We start from the raw sequence: 19,457 nt of genomic DNA on the forward strand, positions 1-19,457 counted from the left end.
ACGTCGACCACGCGCTGCCGTCCGCAAGGCAGCGGCGCGCCAGGTTGACCATGAGGGACAGCATGAAATCGGACATCGAAATCGCCCGCGAAGCCCGCAAGCGCCCGATCGGAGAGATCGCGGCCAAGCTTGGGCTGGGCCCGCATGACTTCCTGCCCTATGGCCATGACAAGGCCAAGATCACGCATGAATTCATCGGCAGGTTGAACAGCCATCGCCATGGCAGGCTTGTCCTTGTCACCGCGATCAATCCGACCCCCGCGGGCGAGGGAAAGACAACAACTACCGTCGGACTTGGCGATGCGCTGAACCGGATCGGGCGGCGGGCGACGATCTGCATCCGCGAAGCCAGCCTTGGTCCGAATTTCGGCATGAAAGGCGGTGCCGCAGGTGGCGGCATGGCCCAGATCGTCCCCATGGAAGAAATGAACCTGCATTTCACGGGGGACTTCCATGCCGTCACCAGTGCGCACAACCTGCTCGCCGCATTGATCGACAACCATATCCACTGGGGCAACGCCCTGCGCATCGATCCGCGGCGGGTAACCTGGCGGCGGGTCATCGACATGAACGACCGCGCGCTGCGCCAGACGACTGTCGCGCTTGGCGGTCCGTCGAACGGGCATCCGCGCGAAAGCGGCTTTGACATCACCGTGGCGTCCGAGGTGATGGCGATCCTGTGCCTTGCCTCGGACCTGGCGGATCTGCAGGCGCGGTTGGGGCGGATCATCGTTGCCGAGACCTTCGACCGCCAGCCCGTGACCGCGCGCGAATTGCAGGCCGATGGGGCAATGACGGCGTTGTTGCGCGACGCACTGCAACCCAACCTTGTCCAGACGCTTGAGAACAATCCCGCGCTGGTTCACGGTGGGCCATTTGCCAATATCGCGCATGGCTGCAATTCGGTGGTGGCGACGCGCACGGCGCTTGCGACCTCGGATTACGTCGTGACCGAGGCTGGTTTCGGCGCGGATCTGGGGGCGCAGAAGTTTCTGGACATCAAGTGCCGCCTTGCAGGGCTTTCCCCCGCCGCCGTGGTGCTGGTCGCGACTGTCCGCGCGCTGAAGATGAATGGCGGCGTCGCGCGCGCCGATCTGGGGACCGAAAACGTGCCCGCGCTGGAAGCAGGCTGCGCCAACCTGGGCCGCCATATCGAGAACCTGCGCGGCTATGGCCTGCCCGTCGTCGTTGCGATCAACCACTTCACCTCGGACACCGAAACCGAGATCGCGGCCGTCCGTGACTATTGCGCGGGGCATGGGGTGCAGGCGGTCCTGTGTCGCCACTGGGCGGAAGGCGGCAAGGGCGCCGAAGAGCTGGCCCGTGCCGTCGCGCGACTGGCCGAGGGCGACGAGGCGCGCTTCGAGAAGCTTTACCCTGACGAAATGTCGCTGTGGCAGAAGATCGAGACGATCTGCAAGCGCATCTACCGCGCCGATCACGTCGAGGCACCTCCCGCGATCCACGAGAAGCTGGCCGAATGGCAGGCTGCGGGCCATGGCTCTCTGCCGGTCTGCATGGCGAAGACGCAATATTCCTTTTCGGCCGACCCCTCTGCGCTTGGCGCGCCCAGCGGTTTCACCATCCCGCTGCGCGAGGTACGCCTGTCCGCCGGGGCCGGATTCGTCGTCGCGATCTGCGGCGACATCATGACCATGCCCGGCCTTCCGCGTGTTCCTGCGGCCGTGCGGATCGGGCTGGACGAACGCGGCCGGATCGACGGACTGTTCTGAACGGTGCGTGTGGGGCTGCCTTACGCGCGCGCAGGAATGCGGATCGGACTGCTTGGAGGCTCGTTCGACCCCGCGCATGAAGGGCATGTCAACATCACCGAGGAGGCGCTGCGACGGTTCGGTCTGGACCGGGTCTGGTGGCTGGTCAGCCCCGGCAACCCGCTTAAGCCGCACGGTCCTGCGCCGCTGGATCAGCGGATTGCGCGGGCCCGTCAGGTTCTGCGCGATCCTCGTGTCAGCGTCACCGATATCGAGACCCGGCTTGGCACCCGCATGACCGCGGATACGATCGCCGCCTTGCAGGGGCTATATCCCGGGGTGCGGTTCGTTTGGCTGATGGGGGCCGACAATCTGGTCCAATTCGACAAATGGGACCGCTGGACCGAGATCGCGTCTCGCGTGCCGATCGGTATCATCGCACGTCCGGGGTGGCGGATGCCCGCGAGATTTTCCCGCACCGCTCGCATTTTATGGCGAAATCGTGTACCGGAAATGCATGCAGGCGGGTTGGCCGATCGTTCCCCGCCGGCTTGGGCCATGATAAACGTGCCGCTGAACAAGCAGTCCTCGACTGCAATCCGGGCGAATGATGCCGGAGGGAACGGATGAATTTGACAAGAAGGGGCCTGCTGGCCGGTCTGGGGGCCACGGTCGTCATGTATCCGGTGCTGGCGCGCGCGCAGGCCCAGATCGGGGCGGTTGCACCGGTGGCGACGCTGCCGGAGGTGCTGTTCGATGTCGAGGCCGCGGTGGCCAAGGCGAAGCTTGGCGGAGAGGTTTCCTTCGCGGTGATGGATGCCGCAACGGGGGCTGTCCTGGCTGAGCGCCATGCCGATGCGATGATGGCCCCGGCCAGCACGCTGAAGGTGGTGACAAGTCTTTACGCGTTGCAAAAGCTGGGGCCGGACCATCGCTTCGTCACCCGAGTTTTGCGCAGCGGCGACGACCTGATCCTTGCCGGGGGCGCGGATCCGCTGCTGGATACCGACGGGCTGGCCAGGCTTGCCGCCGATACGGCAAAGGCGTGGCAGGGAACCCCGCCCAAAAGGTTCCTTGTCTGGGGTGGGGCGCTGCCGCGCCGCGACCGCATCGCCGAAGAGCAGGACGATTACCTGCCCTATAATCCGGCAATTTCCGGAATGATCCTGAACTTCAACCGGGTCCATCTGGGCTGGAAAGCCGGGCAGTTCATGCTGGAGGCCCGGGGCGGCAGCCAGTCGCCGCGGTCCTATACCGTCGCCGTCGGGGCGGCGGACCGCGCCTCGCCGCTGTTCACCTATGATGGCAGCGGCAAGAAGGAAAGCTGGACCATGGCGCGCAGCGCGATGGGGAAATCCGGCGCGCGCTGGTTGCCCGTCCGCCGCCCTGAACTTTATGCAGGTGACGTGTTCCAGACGCTTTGCCGCGCCAAGGGGTTGGTTCTGCCAACACCTGAGGTGCAGGATGCCGCACCGAACGGGACCGAGGTCGCGACGCTGTCCAGCGCCCCGTTGTCCCAGATCATTCGCGGGATGCTGAAATACTCGACCAACCTGACCGCCGAGGCGATCGGGCTTTCGGCCAGCGGGGCGGCCAGCCCGCAGGCTTCGGCACAGCAGATGCAGGATTGGCTGCGCACCATTCTGCCCGAGGATCATTTTGAATTCCACGACCACTCGGGCCTGTCCGCCCAGAACCGGCTGACCGCCGTCTCGCTGACGCGACTTCTGGTGAAGGAGGGTGACCGGGACGGCCTGCGGGACCTGTTGAAGCACATCCCCCTGCGCGACGAGAAGGGGCAGGCAAAGGACAGCGACATCACCGTCCTTGCCAAGACCGGGACGCTGAACTTCGTGTCGAACCTGTCGGGTTATGCCAAGGCCGCGGATGGGCGCGAGATCGCCTTCACCATCCTGACCGGCGATGAACCACGCCGGGCCGCAAACGAGGGGCGCGAACTGCCCGAAGGCGTCAGAAGCTGGACACGACGGTCCAAGATCATGCAGCAGGCGATGATCGAGGGCTGGCTTGATCGCGGACCCGCGCAGATCGCAGGTCCGGCTGTCGCGGCAGGTCAGGCCAGCGTCGTTCGCTGAGCCTTACAGGATGCGGTGGCGCGCCCGCGTCGCGAATTCGATGGCCACCGAATGCAGGCGGTCAATGTCAAGCTGGTCGCGAATCTCGGCCAGCATCTCGGCCTCGACCTCGCCCAGCCGGCCATCCGATGCGGCGACGTCGCAGGCGAGAAGATAGGCGGTCTCGTACATCCTTTCGGGAAGCGAGTCGCGGACCAGCCCGAACAGCGCATCCAGCCCGTCCTCTTCCTCGAACAGAGAGATGACGGTCTGCGAGATCGCCCGGATGCGGTCGATGTCGTAATTCGCGAAGACCGGCGTGTGGTTCACCGCGCGCTCGATCGCCACCAGCTCCGCCGTGCGGAGGTTCTGGTCCGACGCCGAGACCCCGACCATGACCGCCACCAGCGCGTCACAGGGCGAGAAAGAGGGCAGGTTGTCGACCATGGCAAAACTCCGTTGCGTTTCGGGGGTAATTATTGACCATTTGGTATGGTTTCAATACGGGGAAGGTTCAGCAATGGAGACCCGAAATGACCGTTCTGCGTGACGCCGCGATGAAATCCAAGGCCTGGCCCTTTGAAGAGGCCCGCCGTGTGTTGAAGCGTTACGAGAAAAAGGACCCAGAAAAGGGCTATGTCCTGTTTGAAACGGGCTATGGTCCCTCGGGTCTGCCGCATATCGGTACCTTCGGCGAAGTTGCGCGCACGACGATGATCCGTCGCGCCTTCCAGATGATCTCGGACATCCCAACGCGGCTGTTCTGCTTCTCGGACGACATGGACGGGATGCGCAAGGTTCCGGAAAACGTGCCCCAGCAAGAGATGCTGCACGAACACCTGCAGGAACCGCTGACCTCGGTGCCCGATCCGTTCGGCGAATATGACAGCTTTGGTGGCCACAACAACGCGATGCTGCGCCGCTTCCTGGATACGTTCGGCTTTGAATACGAATTCATCAGCGCGACCGAGTTCTACAAATCCGGGCAGTTCGACGCCACGCTTCTGCTGGCGGCCGAACGCTACGACGCCATCATGGAAGTCATGCTGGCCAGCCTGCGCGAAGAACGCCAGCAGACCTATTCCTGTTTCCTGCCGATCAGCCCCAAGACCGGCAAGGTGCTTTACGTTCCGATCAAGCATGTCGACGCGAAAAACGGCACCATCACCTTTGACGAGGACGGGCAGGAACTGACGCTGCCGGTCACCGGCGGTCAGGTAAAGCTGCAGTGGAAGCCCGACTTCGGCGCCCGCTGGGCCGCGCTGGACGTCGATTTCGAGATGTATGGCAAGGATCATTCGACGAATACGCCGATCTATGACGGCATTTGCGAAATCCTTGGCGGTCGCAAACCCGAGCATTTCACCTATGAACTGTTCCTGGATCAGCATGGGCAGAAGATCTCGAAATCCAAGGGCAATGGCCTGTCGATCGACGAGTGGCTGACCTATGCCGCGACCGAGAGCCTGTCCTATTTCATGTATCAGAAGCCGAAGACCGCCAAGCGGATGCATTTCGACGTGATCCCCAAAGCCGTCGACGAATATCATCAGCAACTGCGCGCCTATCCCGACCAGACGCCCGAACAGCAATTGGCGAACCCGGTCTGGCACATCCATGGCGGAGAGGTTCCGGCCTCGGACATGGTCGTGCCGTTCCAGATGCTGCTGAACCTTGCCTCGGTCGCGGGGGCCAAGGACAAGACGGGGCTCTGGGGCTTTATCCGCCGCTACGCGCCCGAGGCGAGCCCGGAGACGAACCCGGCCATGGATGCCGCAGCCGAGTTCGCTGTGCGCTACTTCAACGATTTCGTCGCGCCGACCCGGACTTTCCGCGCCCCGACCGAGATCGAGCGCCGCGCGATGGAGGATCTGGCGGGCCGCCTGGCCGCGTGGGATCAGCCAGCCGATGCCGAGGCGCTGCAGACGATGGTCTTCGCCATCGGTCGCGAGCATGGTTTCGAGCCGATGAAGGACTGGTTCCAAGCGCTTTACCAGGTTCTGCTTGGTGCCGATCAGGGCCCGCGCTTCGGTGGCTTCATCGCGCTTTACGGCGTCGGGGAAACCCGCAAGCTGATCGAACGGGCGCTTGCAGGCGAGCTGGTCGCCGAACCGGCGAACTAAGGCCCTGCTCCCACTCCTGTTGCGCGCGGCCCCGTTGCCGCGCGCGCATGGTTAAAGCTTCGTTAACAAGAGATTGCCAGTTTCTGACCCGAACGCGCGGCCCCGGCCTCGCTTGATTGGGAAAGGGAGATATTGGCATGACGATCGCCATTGTTGGCAGCAAAACGCTGATGCCGCGTGAATTCCGGCTGGGCTTGCAATTCTGGTCGCGCACCGACGGCAGCGCGGGATCGCCGACCTGGGCAGCCCAACCAAATGCCTCAGTCGTGCCCGCCGACGAGGATTTCGGGAGTTGCCTTGAAATCCTGAAGACGGAAAACGTGACGTCGCTGCGACATATGCGGCAGACGCCGATCAACCCCGGCATCTATCTGCGTATTTCCACCCGCATGAAGGTGATCGCCGGGAACATCCCCCAAGTGCGCATCGCGGGGTTTGCTGCTGCCTAGGGCGGGGCGAACCTTGCCAATGTCGTGCAGGTCGGCCCAACCTTTACCGTCGCCAATTACGGCGAAGTTGTCGAGGTTTCAGCCATCGTCGGCAGTGGCAGCAGGCCGGGCGTCGACATGGCCTGGGGCCGGAACGCCGCTTTCGGCTATTTCGGTCTGGACCTTCTGGGCGACAACAACGGCGCCATCCGCATCGAGAACATGGTGATCGAGGACGTGACAGCGGCTTTCGTGCCCGGGATGCTCGACTGGGTCGATGTCCGGGACTTCGGCGCGGTCGGGAATGGTGTGGTCGACGACCGTGCGGCCTTTGTCGCGGCAAACCAGGCGGCAGGATCAGGCCAGATTCTGGTGCCCGAGGGGAGTTACTACATCGGCTCAGACCTGAACCTGAGCGCTCCGGTCCGGTTCGTCGGCACGCTGAAGATGCCGCGGGCAGCCAAGCTGGTGCTGACAGGCCGCTACGACTATCCGACCTATGCTGCGGCCTTCGGGGACGAGACCGAAGGGATGCGTCGGGCGTTGCAGGCATTGTTCGGCTTTACCGATCACGGTTCGCTGGACCTGTGCGGGCGGACGGTCCATCTGACGCAGCCGATCAAGACCTCGGAATTTGCGCCGGGGTTGAGCAGCTTTGCCAACCGCAGGGTCATCACCAACGGCCAGATCTCGATCGTGCCGGGAACCGCGTGGAATACCGGCTCTGTCGCGGCCAAGGCGACATATAATCCGGCAAATCCGCTGGTTATGACTGCTGTCTCGAACGTGTCGGGCATCGAGATTGGTTCGCGCGTGATCGGGAACGGTGTCGGTCGCGAGGTCTATGTCCGCGCGCGCAACATCGCTGCGAGCACCCTGACGCTGTCCCAGCCGCTTTATGGCGGGGCGGGCACGCGCAGCTATACTTTCGAGCGCTACCGCTATGCCTTCGACTTTTCCGAAATGGAACAACTGAGCCGGTTGAATTTTGACGATGTGGAGTTCCTTCTGGACGGAAATGCCAGCGGCGTCATGCTGGCGCAGAACGGATCGATGAATTGCTTCCGCGATTGCTATTTCACCCGTCCAAAGGACCGCGGCATCACCTCAATCGGGACCGCGTGCCAGGGGATGCTGGTCGATCGCTGCGAGTTCCTGTCGAACGAAATGGGCGAGCTGGCGCAGAACCGCACCACGATCGCGCTGAACGTCAACAACAATGATACCAAGGTCCGCCACAGCCGCTTCATCCGCTTTGGTCACTTCATGGTGGCCAGCGGCGGTGGACACATGATCGAAGGGAACCACTGGTTTCAGGGTGACGCCGCACAGAATGGCGTCCGCTTTGGCGGGCTGATCCTGACGCAGCCCAATGTGCAGGCGACCATTACCGGCAACTATATCGACAACTGCTCGATCGAGTGGACGAACGAACATGACGCGCGCCCGAATTTCGAGGGCAACGAGTATTCCTTTGGAGGCCTGACGGTCACCGGGAACACCTTTCTTGCATCGGATACCGGCCTGGGATTCAACTGGCTGGTGGTGAAGCCCTATGGCACCGGCCATTTCATCCATGGCCTTGCAGTTCTGGGAAACGTCTTCAAGTCATTGAACAACAAGATCAACCGCATCGACAAGGTCGATACGACCTTTGCCAACCTGGACTATACCCGGATGCGTAACATCCAGTTCCAAGGGAATATGTTCAACGGCGTGCTGACCTATGTCGCGAACCCCGTGGATGTCAGCTTCACCCAAAGCTCGGCGGCGTCGCGCTGGTTGGTGCCGGTGGACGTGGCTTTGCCTTTCAACGGCTGGGCCAAGCGGGTCGAGTCACTGGTGGCGACGGGGCCGATCACGACGGCTTCGAACGGGCGGGTCATGGAGATGCCCTGGTTCCAGCTTGCCCAAGGCAGCAGCAAGAAGCAGATCGGCATCAACTGGAGCGCGGCCACCAAGGGATCCGTGGCACTGCGCGTCAGGATGGACAGCCCCGAATAGGCTGAGATGGCACAAATCTCAACGCTCCCGGTGGCCTTAGGCCACCGGGGGTTTCACCATGTCCGCCGGCTGGATGTGGAAAGCGCGGCCAAAGCCGCCGTTCAGCAAGGCCGACACCGGGACCAACCGCCAGAAGCGGAAATCAGGAAGGTCGATATAGACCGTGGCCTTGGGATCGCGGGCTAGCCAGCGGTCGCGGCGTTGCGGATCAGGGGGCGCCAGTTCGGCGTTGGCGAGGATCGACAAGCGCGCATGGGTCATGGCGTCGCCCTTGGCCGCGGCGTCGTCCGTGACCAGCAATCCGACGCGCGGATCGGCGGCCAGCGCTCGGCTGTGCGCGGCCAGTCCCGACAGCAGCGCCAGCGGCGTGCCGTCCGCATCCGCTTGCACCGCGATCCGGGTGACAAGGGGAATGCCACTTTCTGAATCCAGCGTTCCAAGGGCGGCATGCCGCATCTGCGCGATCAGCCGCCGGGCCAGTTCGCGTGCCTGATCGTCGGTCGGGCGGATCGGGTTGGTTTCCATGACGAGAGTTTCAGCATTGTGTTTAACCCGATGCAAGGCCATTGCTCGCTTTGTCAAAGTTTTACTATTTCACCGACCATGCAGTGAATTAATTTACAAAATTGTCGTTATGAAAAAAAGGTTTACGGACATGTCAGGTTGGTATTAACGTATCGCACAACCGGAGCCTTGCCAGGAAACGGTCGTGCCAGGGGGAGTGGCGCGCCTGCAAGGCCTTCGACGAGCGAGTAGAGGAGGCCCGCCATGTCCATTGAGAATACTGCCAAACACCCGATCCCCGCCGGCTTCGAGGATGCGCTGGTGAACGCCGCGGATTACGAACGCCTTTATGACGAATCCATCTCTGACAGCGAAGGATTCTGGGCGCGCGAGGGCAAGAGGCTGGACTGGATCCATCCTTACAGCATCGTCAAGAATACCGATTTCACGATGGGCCAGGTCTCGATCAAGTGGTTCGAGGACGGCATCCTGAACGTCGCGGTCAACTGCATCGACCGCCACCTGCCGACGCGCGCAAACCAGACCGCGATCATTTTCGAACCCGACGATCCGACGGCGCCGACCCGCCACATCACCTATGCCGAGTTGTCGGACCGGGTGAACCGTTTCGCCAACGTGCTGCTGAGCCAGGGCGTCATGCGCGGCGACCGGGTCGTCATCTACATGCCCATGATCCCCGAGGCGGCCTATGCGATGCTGGCCTGCGCGCGGATCGGGGCAGTACATTCCGTTGTCTTCGCAGGATTTTCTCCGGACGCTCTGGCCAACCGCATCAATGACAGCGGGGCAAAGCTTGTCATCACCGCTGATACCGCGCCACGGGGCGGCCGGCGCACGGCGCTGAAGTCCAACACCGACGCTGCGCTTCTGCATTGCTCGGATCGGGTGCGCTGCCTGGTCGTCAAGCATACCGGGGACCAGACGACATGGATCGAGGGGCGCGATGTCGACGTCCTGAAGCTGATGTCCGAAGTCAGCCCTGAATGCCCGCCGCGGCCGATGAACGCCGAGGATCCGCTGTTCATTCTTTATACCTCGGGTTCGACCGGCAAGCCCAAGGGCGTCGTTCATACCTCGGGCGGGTATCTTGCCTATGCGGCGATGACGTTCAAGTATGTCTTCGACTATCGCGACGGCGACGTCTTCTGGTGCACCGCGGATGTGGGCTGGGTCACCGGCCACAGCTATATCCTGTATGGTCCGCTGGCCAATGGCGCAACCACCGTGATGTTTGAGGGTGTGCCGACCTGGCCCGATGCCAGCCGCTTCTGGCAGGTCTGCGAAAAGCACAAGGTCACGCAGTTCTATACCGCCCCCACCGCCATCCGCGCGCTGATGGGACAGGGACCGGAATGGGTCGACAAGCATGACCTGACCAGCCTGCGCATTCTGGGCACCGTGGGTGAGCCCATCAACCCCGAGGCCTGGGTCTGGTACGACAAGCATGTCGGCAAGGGACGCTGCCCGATCGTCGATACCTGGTGGCAGACGGAAACCGGCGGTCACATGATCACCTCGCTGCCCGGCGCGATCGAGGCGAAACCAGGCTCGGCGACCTTGCCCTTTTTCGGGGTCAAGCCCGAGGTGCTGGATGCCCAGACCGGCGAGGTGCTGAAGGGCAATCCGGCCGAGGGGGTGCTTTGCATCGCCGACAGCTGGCCCGGCCAGATGCGTACCGTCTGGGGCGACCACGAGCGTTTCATGGAGACCTATTTCCAGCAATATCCGGGCTATTACTTCACCGGCGACGGCTGCCGCCGGGACGAGGACGGGTATTACTGGATCACCGGTCGGGTCGATGACGTGATCAACGTCTCGGGCCATCGGATGGGCACGGCCGAGGTGGAAAGCGCCCTTGTCGCCCATGAAAAGGTCGCCGAGGCCGCAGTGGTCGGATATCCGCATCACCTGAAGGGGCAGGGCATCTATGCCTATGTCACCCTGATGAACGGGGTCGATCCCAGCGACGAGCTGAAGCGCGAGCTGGAAACCTGGGTCCGCACCGAAATCGGGCCGATCGCGAAGCCCGACCTGATCCAGTGGGCGCCCGGCCTGCCCAAGACGCGCTCGGGCAAGATCATGCGCCGCATTCTGCGCAAGATCGCCGAAAACGATTATGGCGCGCTTGGCGACATTTCGACCCTGTCCGAACCGGCAGTGGTCGAGGATCTGATCGAGAACCGGATGAACCGGCCGTAATGAACGTGGCACCGGGCCCCACGGCCCGGTGCATCCGCCGGCAGAAAGCCGGCTGACGCAGGCCTGATCGCGCTGCGTCCCATGCAGAAGGCCGTGCCCGAAGGGGGAGGTTTTCGGACACGGGAACTGAATAACCGCAGGAAGTGCGGACTACCAGCATCGAGGAGGGCAGGACCCCTCATCAGCCCTGCGGCCATGCCGCGGCAGGGGACGGTCCCGTTCAATCCGACAACAGCCGGTCAGAGGAGACTGGCAACAGGGAGGAGCCTATATGGCATATAATCAGACGGATGTGGCGAGCACCCGCTCGCGGCCCATGACCGCCGAGGAGAAGAAGGTCATTCTCGCCTCCTCGGCGGGGACCATCTTCGAGTGGTATGACTTCTATCTTTATGGCTCGCTCGCCGCGATCATCGGGGCGCAGTATTTCACCTCGTTCCCCGAAGCCACGCGCAACGTCTTTGCTCTGCTGGCCTTCGCGGCGGGATTCATCGTCCGGCCCTTCGGCGCGTTGGTCTTTGGCGCAATGGGCGATCTGATCGGACGGAAATACACCTTCCTTGCCACCATCCTGATCATGGGTCTTTCGACATTCCTGGTCGGCCTGCTGCCGGGCTATAGCAGCTGGGGCGTTGCCGCGCCGGTCATCCTGATCATCCTGCGCATGGCGCAGGGCCTGGCGCTTGGCGGCGAATATGGCGGCGCCGCGGTCTATGTGGCCGAACACGCGCCCCAGGGGCAGCGCGGCTACTTCACCGCGTTCATCCAGACCACCGCGACGCTGGGCCTGCTGCTGTCGCTGATCGTGATCCTGATCGTGCAAAGCTATATCAACGGCAACTGGGATCCGACGCCGGTTCTGGATGCGACCGGCCAGGCTGTGCTGAACGCGGACGGCACGCCCAAGATGATCAAGGCGTTTGACCTGTGGGGCTGGCGGATCCCGTTCCTGGGTTCGATCTTCCTGCTGGGGATCTCGCTGTATATCCGCCTGCAGATGAACGAAAGCCCGGCCTTCAAGAAGATGAAGGAAGAAGGCGCGCAGTCGAAAGCCCCGCTGAAAGAGGCCTTCGGTACCTGGAAGAACGGCAAGATCGCCCTGATCGCCCTGCTGGGCCTGACGGCGGGCCAGGCGGTCGTCTGGTATTCCGGCCAGTTCTATGCCCTGTTCTTCATCCAGAACGTGGTCAAGGTCGACAGCTTCTCGTCCAACGTCTTCGTGGCGTGGTCGCTGATCCTGGGCACCGGCGGCTTCCTGTTCTTCGGCGCGCTGTCGGACAAGATAGGGCGCAAGCCGATCATCCTTGGGGGCTGCCTTCTGGCCGCGATCACCTATTTCCCGGTCTTCCACATCCTGACCAAGACCGCGAACCCGGCTCTGGCGGCCGCGCAGATGACTCCGGTCACCGTCTCGACCGACCTGGACACCTGCTCGTTCCAGTTCAACCCGACCGGGACGGCCAAGTTCACCTCGTCCTGCGACATCGCCAAGGCGCTGCTTGCGAAATCTTCGGTGAACTATGAAACCGTAAGTGCAGCCACGACGGGTGGCGTGGCCGAGGTCAAGATCGGCGATACCGTGATCCCGTCCTATGACGCGGCAACGCTGACCGGCGCCGACCTGGCCGCAGCCAAATCCGGCTTCGAAAAGGCGGTGAACGCCGCGCTGAGCGGTGCCGGCTATCCGCTGACCGCCGAGGCGAACACCACCGTCGCCAAGGCCAACCACTTCTTCGACATCTTCACCATCCAGAAACTCTCGGTGGTCCTGATCCTGACTTATCTGATCGTCCTGGTGACGATGGTCTATGGCCCGATCGCGGCCATGCTGGTCGAACTGTTCCCGACCCGTATCCGCTATTCCGGCCTGTCGCTGCCCTATCACATCGGCAACGGCTGGTTCGGTGGCCTGCTTCCTGCGACCGCCTTTGCGATCTCGGCGCAGTCGGGGAACATCTATGCAGGCCTGTGGTATGCGATCATCGTTGCGGCCTGCACGGTGGTGATCGGGGCGATCTTCGTTCCGAACGGCACCCACAAGAAGGACATCTTCAAGGATTGACGACCGCCTTGCCGGGCCTGCGACAGCGGGCCCGGACCTTTTCCAACCGGGCCTGATGATGGCAAACATCCTGATCGTCGAGGACGAGGACAATATCGCCCTCGCACTGGAATTCCTTCTGGCCCGCGCGGGCCACCGCCACCAGCGCCTGGCCAGCGGCGCCGAGGCGCTCAGCGTGATCCGTGGCAACCGCCCCGATCTCGTGCTGCTGGACGTGATGCTGCCCGATGTTTCGGGTTATGAGATCATCGAGGCGATGCGTGCCGATCCTGGCCTGCGCGACATCCGCGTGCTGCTGATGACGGCCCGCGGCTCGGTTGTCGAGCGCAGGCGGGGGATGGAATTGGGAGCTGACGGCTTTATCGCCAAGCCGTTCGAACTGGCCGAGTTGCGCGATGAAATGGCCCGCCTTCTGGGCGCGGCCTGAACAAGAAACTGACAGGGATGGAAAGCGGGGACCCGGCCTGTGCGCCGGGTCCCTCATTTTTGCATCAGGCGATTTGCACCAGTTCCTCGGGTCGAAATGCGCCCGGAAAGTGGCAGGCCGTCAGATGCGCCGCGCCTTGCAGAAGGGGGCGTTCGGCCGCGCAAAGGGGCTGGGCGCGGGGGCAACGCGTTCGGAACACACAGCCCGAGGGCGGGTTCATGGGCGAAGGCAGCTCACCCTTCAGCGGGATCATCCGCTTTTGCCGCTCCAACTGCGGATCGGGTATGGGAACGGCGGAAAGCAGCGCCTGCGTATAGGGGTGCTGCGGCGACCCATACAGCACCTCGGCATCGGCCAGTTCCATGACCCGGCCCAGATACATCACCAGCACCCGGTCCGAGATATGCTTCACCACCGACAGGTCATGCGCGATGAAGATCAGGGCAAGGCCCAGATCGCGCTGAAGCTCGGCCAGCAGGTTGATGACCTGCGCCTGGATCGAGACGTCCAGCGCCGAAACCGGCTCGTCGCAGATTACCAGCCGGGGCTGGACGATCAACGCACGTGCGATACCGATCCGCTGGCACTGACCGCCCGAAAATTCGTGCGGATAGCGGTTGATCTGGTTCGGCAACAGGCCGACGCGGTCCATCATGTCCTTGACGCGACGCTTGACCTCGTCCCGGCCCAGACCCTTGTGATGCGTGGTCAAAGGCTCGGCAATGATCTGGCCCACGGTCATGCGCGGGTTCAGGCTGGCCAGCGGGTCTTGAAAGACCATCTGGATCTCGCTGCGGTATTTCAGCATCTTGCGGGGCGAAAGTCCGATCAGGTTGGTGCCATCCTGCCAGATGGCTCGGCCCGTCGACGGGACCAGCCCGATCAGGGCTCGGGCCAGAGTGGACTTGCCCGAGCCGGATTCGCCGACGATGCCCAGTGTCTCGCCCGGCATCAGGTCGAAATCGACCCCGCCCACCGCCTGCAGCAATCGAGGCGGCGTCCATGGCAGATCACCCGATCCGGGAAGTTCGAACGTGACACGCAGGTCGCGCGCCGAGATCAGGGGTCTAGCGGTCATCTGCAGGCTCCTGCGGGTTTCCGGCGGCGCCGGTGCCCAGGACGGCACCCTGCGGCACCCAATCATGGGGATCGGAAAACGTCTCTTCGGCCAGATCGGCGGCGGCGGGTTCTGGCAAATCCGCCTGCGGTGCATGCCCGCCGCGCACGGTCGCAAGTGTCGCGTGGCAGGCGCGTTCCCGGTCCGCTGCGAAGCCGATCAACGGAGGCATCTGAACGCGACATTCGTCCATGACATAGGCGCAGCGCGGGGCAAAGGGACAGCCCGCGGGCGGATGGGTCATGTTGGGCGGGCTGCCCGGAATCGCGGAAAGCTGATCGCCTTTCTGATCCACGCGCGGGATCGCGGCAAGCAGGCCCTGCGTATAGGGATGGGCCGGATCGGCAAAGAGCGGATCGACCGGCGCGCGCTCCATCACCCGGCCGCCGTACATGACCATCACCCGTTCACAGGACCCCGCGACGACACCCAGGTCATGCGTGATCAGGATCATTGCCATGCCGAATTCGCGCTGCAGGTCGGCCAGCAGTTCCATGATCTGGGCCTGCACAGTGACGTCCAGCGCGGTCGTCGGCTCGTCCGCGATCAGCAGGTCGGGGCGGCAAAGCAGGGCCATCGCGATCATTACCCGCTGGCGCATACCTCCCGAGAATTCATGCGGGTAAAGCCCGATCCGGCCTCGCGCATCGGGGATCTTGACCGCCTCCAGCATCCGGGCGGATTCCGCCACGGCCTCGCGCTTGGTCATGCCCTTGTGCAGGACCAGCACCTCGGCCATCTGGTCCGATACGCGCATATAGGGGTTCAGGCTGGTCATCGGATCCTGAAAGACCATGGCGATGCGTTCCGCGCGGATGCGGTTCAGGATCGTCGGAGGCGCGTTCAGGATCTGGGTGCCGTCGAAGCTGACCGAGCCGGTGGCGCGGCCGTTCCGGGCCAGCAGCCCCATGATCGAAAAGGCGAGTTGCGACTTGCCCGAACCGGATTCGCCGACAATTCCCAGCGTCTCGCCCCGCGCCAGGTCCAGGTCGATGCCATTGACCGCCGAGACCTCGCCATCAGTGGTGGTAAAACGGACGTTCAGGTCGCGGATCTGCAAAAGGCTCATCTCAGCGATCCTTCGGGTCAAGCGCATCGCGCAGCCCATCTCCGACGAAGAAGAAGGCAAACAGCGTGATGCAGAAGAAGAACAGCGGAAAGGCCAGTTGCCACAGCGTGCCATAGTTCATGGTGCCCGCACCCTCCGAAATCAGCGCCCCCCAGGAGGTCAGGGGTTCCTGCACGCCAAGGCCAAGGAAGCTGATGAAGCTTTCTGACAGGATCATCAGCGGCACCAATAGCGTCGCATAGACCGCGACCACGCCCAGAAGGTTCGGGACGATATGCCGGATGATGATCTTCCACCCCGGAACGCCGGTCGCCCGCGCGGCCTCGATAAATTCTCGATTCTTCAGGCTAAGAGTCTGACCGCGAACGATTCTAGACATTTCGAGCCAGGAAATCAGGCCGATGCCGAGAAACAGCATCGACATTGAGCGGCCAAAGACCACCAGCAGCAGGATCAGCACGAACATATAGGGGATGGCCAGCAGGATATCGACGATCCGCATCATCACCGCATCCGTGCGGCCCCCGACATAGCCAGCCGTCGCGCCGTAAAGTGTGCCGACGACCACGGCAATGCCCGCGCCGATCAGCCCGACCATCAGCGAGACCTGGGTGCCCTGTATCGTGCGCGAGAACAGGTCGCGGCCAAGGTCGTCGGTGCCGAAGTAATGGCCGCTCGCCCAGGACGGCGCACCAAGCTGCGCGGCCTGACCCATGACCGAGAAATCCATCTCCTCGTTCGACCAGGCGGCAAGATGGCTGCCGAAGATGGCGAACAGGATGACCACGACCAGCACGACCAGGCTGACCATGGCGGCCTTGTTGCGGCGGAACCGGCGGCGGGCATCTGCCCAGGGGCTGCGGCCCTTGACCTCGGCCTCGGCCATGCGGGCCGCCAGCGAGTTCATCTGTTGGGTGTCGATCATGGCCTAGTACCTGATCTTCGGGTCGATCCACGCGTAAAGCACGTCGACCACAAGGCTGAAAAGGATGGTCAGCGCGCCGACCAGGATGGTGATCCCCATCATCACCGCATAGTCGCGGTTCAGCGCGGAATCGACGAAGCTGCGCCCGATGCCTCCGGTCGAGAAATACATGTCGACGACCACCGACCCGGTGATCATCGACACGAAGGCTGGACCCAGATACGAGATCACCGGCAGCAGCGCGGGCTTCAGCGCGTGGCGCAAGATCACCTTGCGTTCCGGCAGGCCCTTGGCCCGCGCGGTGCGGATGTGGTTCGAGCCAAGCACCTCCAGCATCGAGGAACGCGTGATCCGCGCGATCGAGGCCATGAAGCTTGTCGACATGGCGATGACGGGCATGATCCAGAAGATGGGGCCACCCCATCCCCCGCCCGGCAGCCAACCCAGCCACAGCGTGAAGACAAGGACCAGGATCGGTGCCATCACGAAGTTGGGCAGGACCTGCGCTCCGATCGAGGTTCCGACGGCAAGATAGTCGATCCACGAATTTTGCCGGATCGCCGCCGTCACCCCCAGCGAGACCCCGACCAGCACGGCCGCCGCAAAGGACAGCGCGCCATAGGTCAACGTGACCGGAAAGCCCGCGGCGATGATCTGGTTCACCGAGCGGTCGGGATAGACGAAACTGGGGCCGAAATCGAAATGCGCCACGATGCCCCAGACATAGTTGACGATCTGGCGCCATAGCGGATCGTCCAGCCCGTATTTCGCATTCAGATTGGCAAGCACCTGCGGGGGCAGGGCGCGTTCCTGCGTGAAGGGACCGCCGGGCGCGGCATGCATCAGCAGAAAGGAAACGACGATCAGCAGAAGCAGCGTCGGGATGGCGACGGCGATGCGCCGGAGAATGTAACCGAACACGTACAGGTTCCTGAAACGAGGTGCCGGACGACAACCGCGGGGCGGTCCCGAAACGGGGACCGCCACCGGGCCGGGTCATTTCTGGATGCGGTAGATGTCCTTCGCATACCAGTCGTTCATGACGTTCTCGGTCGGAAGACCCTTGATGTCGTCACGGATCATGTCGACCTTGGCGTATTGATAGATCGGGATCAGGGGCATGTCCTCGGCCAGGATCTGCTCGGCAGCGGTGTATTGCGCGTTCGGATCCTCCGACGTCTTGGATTCGTCCATCAGCTTGTCGAAGGCCGGGTTCGAATATTTGCCGTAGTTCATCCCCGTGGTTCGGAAATAATCAAGGAAGGTCGAGGCCTCGTTGTAATCCGCACACCAGGCATAGCGGCCCATCTGGAAATCGCCCGATTGCAAGCGGTCGGTATGGACCTTCCATTCTACGTTGTTCAGCTCGATCTGGACGCCCAGCTGCTTGTAGAACTGCTGCGCCGCGACCGCGATCTTCTTGTGGTTCTCGTCGGTATTGTATTGCAGCGTCAGCTTCAGCGGCTTGTCGGGACCATAGCCTGCCTCGGCCAGAAGCGCCTTGGCCTTTTCCAGCCGCTCGGCCTGGGTCCATTTGGCATAGTCGATATCGGGCATCTTGAAGCCTTCGATCGCCCAATGGGTCCAGTTATAGGCGGGCTTCTGGCCGCCCTGCAGGATCTGGTTCACCACGACATCGCGCTGCATCGCATAGGACAGCGCCTTGCGGACGCGGACATCCTTCAGCGCCTCGGGCCCGTTGTCGCGCAGGTTGAAGAGATAGGCATAGGTGCAGGAATAGGGGATCGAGATCGCCTCGTTCGGCGACTCCTTCTCAAGCCGCGGGTACTGCCCGGCTGGGATCTGCACGCGGTCAAGCTCACCGGCCTGGAAGCGGGTCAGGGCGACGTTGTTGTCGTTCACGGTCAGGCCCTTGATATGCTCCATCACGACATTGGCGGCGTCCCAATAGTTGGGGTTCTTGTCCATGCTGATCTGAACGCCAAGATCGTGGCTTTTCAGGACATAGGCGCCGTTGCCGACCAGCTTGCCGGGCTGGGTCCAGTTGTCACCCTCGGCCTCGACGACCTTCGGATTGACCGGGAAGGTCGAGGCATGGGTCACCATCTTGGGGAAATACGGGGTGGGGGTCGTCAGCTTGACCACCAGCGTGTGATCGTCAACCGCCTTCACGCCCAGCTCTTCGGGCTTCTTCTCGCCCTTGACCACGGCGGTCGCGTTCTCGACGTTCATCAACTCCATGAACCAGGCATATTCCGACGCCGTCTCGGGATTGGCGAGGCGCTGCCAGCTATAGACGAAATCGCCCGCGATGACGGGATCGCCATTCGACCATTTCGCCTCGGGGCGCAGGTGGAATGTATAGGTCATCTTGTCGTCCGACAGGTCGAACGATGTCGCGACGCCCGGAATCGGCGCGCCCTTGGCATCTTCGTTGAGCAGACCTTCGAACAGCTGGCGGATGATGTCCGACCCTTCGACATCCGTGTTCTTGTGCGGATCCGAGGTCTTGATCGCGTCGAGCAGCCAGAAGGTATAGGTTTGGTTCTCGGCAAGCTTCTCGCCCGCGGCCGGCTGAACGGCAAAGGCGGGCGCGGTCAGACCGAGGGTCAGGGCCGTGGTCAGGAACAGGCGTTTCATTGAAACCTCTCTGAAGATGTTATTGTCGCCGCGGTCCTCCACCGCGGGCGAAAGTCAACGTTAGCGTGGAACCTGTCAGGCAGCAAGCGCGATTGCGGCTTTCCCGATGCTGCCGCATGTGAAACAACTCGGTCATGACAAGCATCCCACGCATCACGATGGTGACCGGCGGCGCGCGTTCCGGCAAGTC

General features: G+C 62.8%; 16 protein-coding genes. 9 read left to right on the forward strand and 7 right to left on the reverse strand.

Annotated elements, in window-relative coordinates; translation table 11 throughout:
• Positions 1-62 precede the first annotated feature (62 nt).
• Genes ACO2Q4_RS21925 through ACO2Q4_RS21935 form a run of 3 tightly spaced genes read left to right on the forward strand, consistent with a single transcriptional unit; the run spans position 63 to position 3,808 of the window.
• On the forward strand, positions 63-1,733 hold the full coding sequence (locus ACO2Q4_RS21925) for a formate--tetrahydrofolate ligase (RefSeq protein ID WP_423321945.1): 1,671 nt from the start codon (positions 63-65) through the stop codon (positions 1,731-1,733).
• Between the two features lie 3 nt (positions 1,734-1,736).
• Positions 1,737-2,342, forward strand: a complete 606-nt coding sequence (locus ACO2Q4_RS21930) for a nicotinate-nucleotide adenylyltransferase (RefSeq protein WP_311760500.1) — start codon at positions 1,737-1,739, stop codon at positions 2,340-2,342.
• The gene (locus ACO2Q4_RS21935) at positions 2,339-3,808 is read left to right on the forward strand and encodes a D-alanyl-D-alanine carboxypeptidase/D-alanyl-D-alanine-endopeptidase (RefSeq protein ID WP_423321946.1); all 1,470 of its coding nucleotides are present in this window, start codon (positions 2,339-2,341) and stop codon (positions 3,806-3,808) included. The genes ACO2Q4_RS21930 and ACO2Q4_RS21935 overlap by 4 nt, the downstream gene beginning before the upstream one ends.
• Positions 3,809-3,811: 3 nt before the next feature.
• On the opposite strand, the gene ACO2Q4_RS21940 is transcribed toward ACO2Q4_RS21935, so the two are convergent.
• Entirely contained in the window at positions 3,812-4,234 is a 423-nt protein-coding gene (locus tag ACO2Q4_RS21940) for a tellurite resistance TerB family protein (protein WP_311760498.1), read from the reverse strand.
• Between the two features lie 86 nt (positions 4,235-4,320).
• On the opposite strand from ACO2Q4_RS21940, the gene ACO2Q4_RS21945 reads away from it, so the two are divergent.
• The 3 genes from ACO2Q4_RS21945 (at position 4,321) to ACO2Q4_RS21955 (ending at position 8,342) form a co-directional block, all read left to right on the forward strand.
• Positions 4,321-5,910, forward strand: a complete 1,590-nt coding sequence (locus ACO2Q4_RS21945; RefSeq protein ID WP_395133513.1) for a lysine--tRNA ligase — start codon at positions 4,321-4,323, stop codon at positions 5,908-5,910.
• A 137-nt stretch (positions 5,911-6,047) separates the two neighbouring features.
• The gene (locus ACO2Q4_RS21950; RefSeq protein WP_423321947.1) at positions 6,048-6,359 is read left to right on the forward strand and encodes a hypothetical protein; all 312 of its coding nucleotides are present in this window, start codon (positions 6,048-6,050) and stop codon (positions 6,357-6,359) included.
• Positions 6,360-6,383: 24 nt separating this feature from the next.
• Positions 6,384-8,342: a glycosyl hydrolase family 28-related protein gene (locus tag ACO2Q4_RS21955; protein WP_423321948.1), complete on the forward strand. Its 1,959-nt coding sequence runs from the start codon at positions 6,384-6,386 to the stop codon at positions 8,340-8,342.
• A gap of 36 nt (positions 8,343-8,378) precedes the next feature.
• On the opposite strand, the gene ACO2Q4_RS21960 is transcribed toward ACO2Q4_RS21955, so the two are convergent.
• Entirely contained in the window at positions 8,379-8,867 is a 489-nt protein-coding gene (locus tag ACO2Q4_RS21960; RefSeq protein ID WP_423321949.1) for a HugZ family protein, read from the reverse strand.
• A 243-nt stretch (positions 8,868-9,110) separates the two neighbouring features.
• Here ACO2Q4_RS21960 and acs point away from each other — a divergent pair, with 243 nt between their 5' ends.
• The 3 genes from acs to ACO2Q4_RS21975 all read left to right on the forward strand — a co-directional run bounded on the left by acs (position 9,111) and on the right by ACO2Q4_RS21975 (position 13,555).
• Positions 9,111-11,066 (forward strand): acetate--CoA ligase, encoded by a 1,956-nt coding sequence (gene acs, locus ACO2Q4_RS21965; RefSeq protein ID WP_395133510.1) that lies wholly within the window; start codon positions 9,111-9,113, stop codon positions 11,064-11,066.
• Between the two features lie 271 nt (positions 11,067-11,337).
• A complete protein-coding gene (locus ACO2Q4_RS21970) occupies positions 11,338-13,128 on the forward strand; it encodes an MFS transporter (protein ID WP_311760493.1) in 1,791 nt (596 codons plus the stop codon).
• Positions 13,129-13,186: 58 nt separating this feature from the next.
• Positions 13,187-13,555: a response regulator transcription factor gene (locus ACO2Q4_RS21975; RefSeq protein WP_311760521.1), complete on the forward strand. Its 369-nt coding sequence runs from the start codon at positions 13,187-13,189 to the stop codon at positions 13,553-13,555.
• A gap of 64 nt (positions 13,556-13,619) precedes the next feature.
• Here the strand turns inward: ACO2Q4_RS21975 and ACO2Q4_RS21980 are convergent, their stop codons facing one another.
• The 5 genes from ACO2Q4_RS21980 to ACO2Q4_RS22000 all read right to left on the reverse strand — a co-directional run bounded on the left by ACO2Q4_RS21980 (position 13,620) and on the right by ACO2Q4_RS22000 (position 19,267).
• A complete protein-coding gene (locus ACO2Q4_RS21980; protein ID WP_395133508.1) occupies positions 13,620-14,633 on the reverse strand; it encodes an oligopeptide/dipeptide ABC transporter ATP-binding protein in 1,014 nt (337 codons plus the stop codon).
• On the reverse strand, positions 14,623-15,741 hold the full coding sequence (locus ACO2Q4_RS21985) for an oligopeptide/dipeptide ABC transporter ATP-binding protein (RefSeq protein ID WP_423321950.1): 1,119 nt from the start codon (positions 15,739-15,741) through the stop codon (positions 14,623-14,625). The genes ACO2Q4_RS21980 and ACO2Q4_RS21985 overlap by 11 nt, the downstream gene beginning before the upstream one ends.
• Before the next feature lies 1 nt (position 15,742).
• Positions 15,743-16,666, reverse strand: a complete 924-nt coding sequence (locus ACO2Q4_RS21990) for an ABC transporter permease subunit (RefSeq protein ID WP_311760490.1) — start codon at positions 16,664-16,666, stop codon at positions 15,743-15,745.
• Between the two features lie 3 nt (positions 16,667-16,669).
• On the reverse strand, positions 16,670-17,587 hold the full coding sequence (gene oppB / locus ACO2Q4_RS21995) for an oligopeptide ABC transporter permease OppB (RefSeq protein ID WP_311760489.1): 918 nt from the start codon (positions 17,585-17,587) through the stop codon (positions 16,670-16,672).
• A 75-nt stretch (positions 17,588-17,662) separates the two neighbouring features.
• Positions 17,663-19,267: a peptide ABC transporter substrate-binding protein gene (locus ACO2Q4_RS22000; protein ID WP_311760488.1), complete on the reverse strand. Its 1,605-nt coding sequence runs from the start codon at positions 19,265-19,267 to the stop codon at positions 17,663-17,665.
• Positions 19,268-19,457 lie beyond the last annotated feature (190 nt).

Source organism: Paracoccus sp. KR1-242, assembly GCF_049446195.1.
In the GTDB taxonomy this organism is placed as follows: domain Bacteria; phylum Pseudomonadota; class Alphaproteobacteria; order Rhodobacterales; family Rhodobacteraceae; genus Paracoccus; species Paracoccus broussonetiae.